The 7,047-nt window shown below is 64.6% G+C and carries 5 protein-coding genes and 1 pseudogene; 3 read left to right on the plus strand and 3 right to left on the minus strand.

Annotation, left to right across the window (positions count from 1 at the left end):
• Positions 1 to 1,399, minus strand: a 1,399-nt coding sequence (locus tag ACREE8_RS04445) for a CHASE2 domain-containing protein (protein WP_431571770.1), incomplete at its 3' end; no start/stop codon positions are given.
• A gap of 210 nt (positions 1,400 to 1,609) precedes the next feature.
• Between ACREE8_RS04445 and ACREE8_RS04450 the strand changes: the two genes are divergently transcribed.
• The 3 genes from ACREE8_RS04450 to ACREE8_RS04460 all read left to right on the plus strand — a co-directional run bounded on the left by ACREE8_RS04450 (position 1,610) and on the right by ACREE8_RS04460 (position 5,473).
• Positions 1,610 to 3,376 (plus strand): adenylate/guanylate cyclase domain-containing protein, encoded by a 1,767-nt coding sequence (locus ACREE8_RS04450; protein ID WP_431571771.1) that lies wholly within the window; start codon positions 1,610 to 1,612, stop codon positions 3,374 to 3,376.
• Between the two features lie 52 nt (positions 3,377 to 3,428).
• Complete coding sequence (locus tag ACREE8_RS04455) at positions 3,429 to 4,805, plus strand: FAD-binding oxidoreductase (RefSeq protein WP_431571772.1); 1,377 nt, start codon at positions 3,429 to 3,431, stop codon at positions 4,803 to 4,805.
• A 200-nt stretch (positions 4,806 to 5,005) separates the two neighbouring features.
• The gene (locus ACREE8_RS04460) at positions 5,006 to 5,473 is read left to right on the plus strand and encodes a hypothetical protein (protein WP_431571773.1); all 468 of its coding nucleotides are present in this window, start codon (positions 5,006 to 5,008) and stop codon (positions 5,471 to 5,473) included.
• Between the two features lie 225 nt (positions 5,474 to 5,698).
• On the opposite strand, the gene ACREE8_RS04465 is transcribed toward ACREE8_RS04460, so the two are convergent.
• On the minus strand, positions 5,699 to 6,754 hold the full coding sequence (locus tag ACREE8_RS04465; protein ID WP_431571774.1) for a sulfate/molybdate ABC transporter ATP-binding protein: 1,056 nt from the start codon (positions 6,752 to 6,754) through the stop codon (positions 5,699 to 5,701).
• Between the two features lie 23 nt (positions 6,755 to 6,777).
• Positions 6,778 to 7,047 (minus strand): annotated as a pseudogene (cysW, locus tag ACREE8_RS04470) (sulfate/thiosulfate ABC transporter permease CysW); the annotation flags it as partial.

Consider the following 7,047-nt stretch of genomic DNA (forward strand, 5'->3'; position numbering starts at 1 on the left):
CGCGCTGCTCGCCGCCGAGCTTGGGCGGGTTGGGATCGCGCGCCAGCCGCTCGACGACGGCCGGTGCCAGATACTGCGCGAAATTCCGGCTGACCGCCTTGCGCCGCCGCTCCTCGGCGACCTGGCCGAAATAGACCAGGACGAGATAGATCAACGCGGTGGCCAGCGTCGGATAAGTAGCGTCGATCAGGTATCCATCTGATTTGAAGAGATACCAGGAACTGATCGGCATTGCGATCGCCACAGCGATCGGGAGCAGGATCGTCAATCTGGCTCGAAGGAGCGGTACAAGCAGGATCAACAGAATGCCAACAATCCCGACCACAGAAATCTCGGCAAAAATCGACCAGGTGGAGCGACGGAGATATGTGCCCTCAAGCACCGTCTCCAGCATCTGGGCGTGGATTTCGGTTCCGGCCATCGACTTGTCGACCGGGGTGATCCGCATGTCTCGCAATCCGGCCGCGGAAGCACCGATAAGGACGATACGACCGGCAATGCGGTTCGAATCGAAGTTTCCGGTGAGTATATCCGTCGCGCTGATGTAGCGTTGGCGGGAGCTGGGGGCAAAACGTATCCAGATCTCTCCAGATTTGTCGGTCACGACATCTCTGCCTGCCACGACGACGGATCTGATCCCTGTGTCGTCCATTTTCACGGCGAGGGCTCGCCCGCCGGTCGCGATTCTAAGAACCTCAAGACCGAGGGAAGGATGAATATCCCCGGCGATATGAAGGACGGCTGGAATGCGCCTGATGATGCCGTCAGTGTCGGGCGCCAGGCCAAAATTTCCACGTCCCAATGCCGCGTCATTCAAGACAGGGATGTTCGGTATGAAACCCGAAAAGGGAACGATGAAGGGCAGAGGATTTCCGCCGATACGCGCCACCGCACTCTTGGGCTTGGTTCTGACCCCGCCGCTTTCGATCGCCAGCTCGCCCAGCACGACGCGAGACCGCTTCAATATTTCGGCGAACTCCGTATCGTGGTCCGGCAGGGAGAAGAGGCCGCTGGCGATATCCGGAGAGGCACTCATAAGCTCGCCGGCGATGGCCGAAGGCGAGGTTCGGTCCGGTTCTGCGAAGACCATATCGAAGCCGATCACGACCGCCTTGGCAGCCATCAGCTTCTCGACGATCTCTCCCAGTTTGGTCCGAGGCCAGGGCCACTGGCCTTGCTCTTGCAGACTCTTTTCATCGATATCGACGATGACCACCGGGAAATTTGTTTCGGTCCGCGGCGACAGGCGCTGCAAGAGGTCGAACGAACGTAGCCGCAGCGCGTCGATGAGGGGCGGATTGACGATTTGAAGCCATAGAATCCCAAGCAGCACGATCGCCCCTGGAATGCGCCCATGTCCGGCGGCAAAACGGCGAAGTCCGGCGATCACATTTCGCATCGAAACAGGCCCCCACAGGGGGCGCAATATGGCCGAGCCGCCCGGAATTGTCGATTGCGGGACGGCGGATAAGGCCTTGTGGATTAAGAAAAAGGCAGGGTTTGGGGGCTGGAGACGGGTTTGGGAACAAACGCTTGCCAGCCCGGCCGCTTCCTCGCATAGAAAGAGCCGGTTTCAACAAAGTTTCGAATCGCCCCGCGCCCCCGATCCATGCAGCGCCGCCTTGCCGCCATCGTCGCCGCCGACATCGTCGGCTATAGCCGCCTGGCCCAGATCGACGAGGCCGGGGCGCTGACGGCTTTGCGTGAAAATCAGACCGGCATCATCGAGCCCAAGGTCCGGGCCCATGACGGCCGGATCGTCAAATTCATGGGTGATGGCCTGCTGGCGGAGTTCGGCAGCGTGGTGAATGCCATGCGCTTCGCCTGCGACATGCTGGAGGCGACGGTCAAGGCCTCGCACGAGCAGCCGCCCGACCGCCGCCTGCGCTACCGCATCGGCGTCAACATGGGCGACGTGATCGTCGAGGGGGACGACCTCTTCGGCGACGGCGTCAACATCGCCGCCCGGCTGGAAGCCCTGGCCGAGCCCGACAGTATCTTCCTTTCATCCCTGGTCTATGAGCAGGTGAAGAACAAGCTCGAGCTGCGGTTCGAATCCCTCGGCCGCAAGCAACTCAAGAACATCTCCGAGCCGGTCGCGGTCTTCCGCGTGGCGCTGGGCGAGGGGACGCGGGCGCTGGACCCGGTCTCGCTCGATCTGCCGCAGCGGCCCTCGATCGCGGTGCTGCCCTTCGAGACGAGCGGCGATGACGATGACCAGCGCTATTTCAGCGACGGCATCACCGAGGACATCATCACCGAGCTGTCGCGCTTCCGCGCGCTCTTCGTGATCGCCCGGACCTCCTCCTTCGCCTATCGCGACGGCGGCATGGATGTGACCGCGATCGGCCGTGAGCTCGGCGTGCGCTATGTGCTGATGGGCAGCGTGCGCCGCACCGAGCATCGCCTGCGGATCACGGCCCAGCTCTACCAGGCCGAGAGCGGCCGCAGCATCTGGGCGATCAAGCAGGATCGCGATCCCTCGCAGCTCTTCGCCATGGATGACGAGATCGTGCAGGCGATCGTGACGGCGCTGCCGGGTCGGATCGAGGCCGATTGGTTGGCGCGCGGCAAGCGCAAGCGCACCGACAACATGGTCGCCTATGACTACATGCTGCGGGCCTGGGACAATCTCTACCGCAATGGCGGAACCGAGCATCGCCAGATCGCGGAGCTGCTCCAACGCGCCCTCGAGCTCGATCCCGCCTATGCCCAGGCCCATGCGCTGCTCGCCTTCGTCACGGTGCTGGGCTGGTACCGGGACGAGATCCCCGATGCGATGGACAAGGCCTATGAGCTGGCGAGCCAGGGCGTCGCCCTCGATGCCGAGGATGGCTGGTGCCATTTCGCGCTGGGCTTCGTCTGCCTCTATCGCCGAAACTACGACGAAGCGGCGCTCCATTACGAACGCGCGGTCGAGCTCAATCCGAACGATGCCGAGCTCCTGTCGCAGTTCGGCTCGTTCCTCGCCTATGTCCACAAGACCGACGAGGGGATCGAGTGGATCCGGCGGGCCATGCGTCTCAATCCTTATCGGCAGGCCTGGCACTGGCACGATATGGGCTTCAACTTCCTGGTGGCGCGCCGCTATGAGGAGGCGGTCCAGGCCTTCCACCGGGTGTCGCCGCCGATGCCCTTCGACAATTGCTATCTCGCCGTGGCCCACGCCCATCTGGGCAATCTGGACAAGGCGCGCGAGCATGCGAAGGCGATGATGACGAGCCGGCCGGACAGCGCGGTCCAGACCTGGCTGCCCAAGGAACCCTTCCGGGATGCCGCCGACCTCGAGCATTTCATCGCCGGCATGCGGATAGCGGGGTTTCCCGACCGCCCGGCGATTAAACCGCATCTGGCCATCGTCAATGGTGGCCGCTGAGGCCCAGGACCGCTAGCCTCTCCGCACCGGTCCTGTCGAAGGAGAGGTCGCGATGGCTGCCATACTCGATGCACTGCGTCAGGCGCTGGGCGGGGATGTCGTCTCCGTCGAGGGCGCGATCCTCGACCGGCACGCCCGCGACGCCACCGGCATCGCCCCGCATCGGCCGCTCGCGGTCTTGCGCCCGCGCAACACCGGCGAGGTCTCGACGGCCTTGCGGATCTGCAACAGCCATCGCCAGCCGGTGCTGCCGCAAGGCGGGCTGACGGGCCTTGCCGGCGGCGCCACGCCCGGGGGCGGCGAGGTGGTGCTGTCGCTGGAGCGGATGCGCGGTATCGAGGAACTGGACCCGGCCGCGGCGACGATGACCGTCCTGGCGGGCACGCCGCTCGAAACGCTGCAGGCGGCGGCGAGCCAGGCGGGCTTCCTGCTGGGGCTCGATCTGGGCGCGCGAGGTTCCTGTCAGATCGGCGGCAATCTCTCGACCAATGCCGGCGGCATGAAGGTGATCCGCTACGGCATGGCGCGCGAGCAGGTGCTGGGACTGGAGGCGGTCCTCGCCGACGGTACGGTCGTGAACGCGCTCAACAAGATGCTCAAGAACAATGCCGGCTACGATGTGAAGCATCTCTTCATCGGCTCGGAGGGCACGCTGGGCATCGTGACCCGCGCCGTGCTGCGCCTCCATCCCAAGCCGCGCAGTTCCGTCACGGCGCTGGTGGCGACGGGGCGTTACGAGCAGGTCGTCCAATTGCTGCGCTCGGCTCAGGCCGAGCTCGGCGGCGTCAGCGCGTTCGAGGCGATGTGGCAGGACTATTATCGGTTCGTCACCGGCTCGGATCCGGCGCAGGTTCCGCCCCTGCCGGCGACCTCGCCCTTCTATGTGGCGCTGGAATTCGCCGGCAATGATGCCGATGGCGATCCGGTTCGGTTCGAGGCGTTCCTGGGCCGGGCGCTGGAGCAGGGGCTCATCGCCGATGCCGTGATCGCGAAGTCGGAGCGCGAGGCGCGCGCGATCTGGGAGATCCGCGAAGGCGTCGGCGCCTGGAACGCGCGGCACCATGGGCTCCATCTCGATGTCAGCCTGCCGATCGCCAGTATCGGCGATTTTGCCGAACATGTCCGCGTGCGCCTGCAGCAGCGCTGGCCCGGATCGCTCAATACTTTCTATGGCCATATCGGCGACAGCAATCTCCATCTCAGCCTCGATATGGGGAGCGACGAGGCGGGTGTCCGCCATGCGGTCGAGCTCTGCGTCTATGAGGTGGTGCGCGACATGGGCGGCTCGGTCTCGGCCGAGCATGGCATCGGCACCTTGAAGCGCGACTATCTGGGCTTCAGCCGCAGCGACGCCGTGGTGGGGTTGATGCGCACCTTGAAAGCGGCGCTCGACCCCCATGTGATCCTCAATCCCGGCAAAGTCCTGTAAGCGTCGCTGTCCTAACTAAATTTCACTTCGATTCACGAGACAGGGGCCAGCGGCGTCGGGGAGACTGCCGGGTCCTCCCGGGCGATTCCGCGGGTGGAAACGCCTGTCGGCGCGAGTTCGCAGGCGGAAATTCCGGCGGCCTGTCGGTGCAATGACATCGATCGCCAGACCGCGCCGCCGTTTGCAGTGAAGGAGCAGACATGCCGATCAAATGGGCTTTCACCGATCCCGACCGTGACCGTCTCCGCCCAGCGGAGAAGGTCTTCAGCTTTGGCGCCGGACTGAGCGGCCTGATATTGGCGGTATCGCTCCTCATGCAGCCCCTGCCGGCGTCGGCGCGCGATTCTCAGGGCGACCGGTTCATCACCGCGACGGAGGGGAACACATTTTCTGGCACGACCTCGGCCGGATTGGCCTTTCACCTCTATTTCCTGGCCGGCGGGCAAGTGACCTATGTCGACGAGACCGGCACCGTGGACAGCGGCACATGGAATCTCGATCCGGGTGGAAATGTCTGTCTCCGGTGGCAGAAACCCATCGACGCCATGGCAGGCTGTTTCCAGCCTTCGATCGCGGGCGACAGGGTGACATTGGAGAACAAGGACGGGAGCCTGAACGGGACGCTGAACGGCAGTGTCACGGATCGGTTCGCGCGGCATGGCAAGTAACAACCCGGGCCCTCAGCGTGAGACGCGAAGGGAATCGCTGCGCATCGCGTTCCTGGTCTGCCTCTTTGCGCTGGGCGGATGCGCGACGGACTCGCGGTCCCCGGATTCGAGATTGGGCCAGACCCACGAATATTGGGACGACTATCAGGTGATCCATCCCTACGACGTCCAGAATCCCCGGGGCAGTCCGATCGACTTCAACAGGTGACATAGACAGAGGGGCGTCTAGACGCTGGCGACCGGGAATATGCGGACGCGGCGGAAGGTCAGTGCCACGTCGTTGCCGATCTCGGGCGCATCGACGCCGGGCTGCAGATGGATCTCGATGATCTCGTCGCTTTCGACCCGGCGCAGCTCGACACGGGTCGTCGGGCCGGCGGCATGGATCTTCAGCACGCGAGCCTTGAGGCCTGCGGTGTTCGGTTCCATGTGGATGTCGCAATCCTCGGGGCGGACATAGGCGACGCCGGCCAGCGCCGGCGCATCGCTCGGCACGGAGGCCGCAAAGAACTGGTCGCCCAGCTTGGCGCCGCCCTTCTCGATGCGGCAGGCGAGCCGGTTGGTATTGCCGAGGAACTCGCAGACGAAGGCATTGGCGGGATTGCGGTAGATCTCGGTCGGCGTGCCGATCTGGGCGATCCGGCCCTCGCTCATCACCGCCACGCGGTCGGCCAGCTCCAGCGCTTCCTCCTGGTCGTGGCTGACGAAGATGCTGGTGATGCCCATCTCGTCATGGAGGCCACGCAGCCAGCGGCGCAGATCCTTGCGCACCTTGGCGTCGAGCGCGCCGAACGGCTCGTCCAGCAGCAGCACGCGCGGCTCGATGGCGAGCGCGCGGGCCAGGGCCACGCGCTGGCGCTGCCCACCCGAGAGCTGGGTCGGATAACGGTCGCCCAGCTGCTCGAGCTGGACCAGCTGCAGCAGCCGGTCGACGCGCTCGTCGATTTCCGTGCGCGAGGGACGGTCTTTCCGCGGCTTCACGCGCAGGCCGAAAGCCACGTTCTGGGCCACGGTCATATGCTTGAAGAGGGCGTAATGCTGGAACACGAAGCCCATCTGCCGGTCGCGCGCTCCCTGTTCGCTGACATCGACATTGTCGATCGTCAGCGTGCCGGCGTCGGGATATTCGAGCCCGGCCAGGATGCGCAGAAGCGTGGTCTTGCCCGAGCCGGACGGCCCCAGAAGCGCCAGGAACTCGCCCGGCCGCACCGCCAGATCGATGCCCTTGAGGGCCGCGAAATTGTCGAAATGCTTCACCAGGCTGGTAACGGTGATGCTCACCTGGAAACCTCCGCCGTCTGAAATCAGTGGCGCGCGCCGCCGGCAAGCCGGTCGGCGTAGCGCCATTCGAGCAAGGATTTGAGCACGAGCGTGACCAGGGCCAGCATGGCCAGCAGCGAGGCCACGGCGAACGCGCCGACGAAATCGTATTCGTTGTAAAGAATCTCGATATGAAGCGGCATGGTGTTGGTCAGGCCGCGAATATGACCAGACACGACCGAGACCGCGCCGAACTCGCCCATGGCGCGGGCATTGCAGAGCAGCACGCCATAGAGCAGGCCCCAGGTGACGTT

This window comes from Hypericibacter sp., assembly GCF_050729195.1.
Taxonomy (GTDB): Bacteria; Pseudomonadota; Alphaproteobacteria; order Dongiales; family Dongiaceae; genus Hypericibacter.

Excerpts from the sequence above, each read along its gene's own strand:
- ACREE8_RS04455 (WP_431571772.1), top strand. The coding sequence starts at position 3,429 with ATGGCTGCCATACTCGATGCACTGCGTCAGGCGCTGGGCGGGGATGTC.
- ACREE8_RS04460 (WP_431571773.1), top strand. The coding sequence starts at position 5,006 with ATGCCGATCAAATGGGCTTTCACCGATCCCGACCGTGACCGTCTCCGC.
- ACREE8_RS04450 (WP_431571771.1), top strand. The coding sequence starts at position 1,610 with ATGCAGCGCCGCCTTGCCGCCATCGTCGCCGCCGACATCGTCGGCTAT.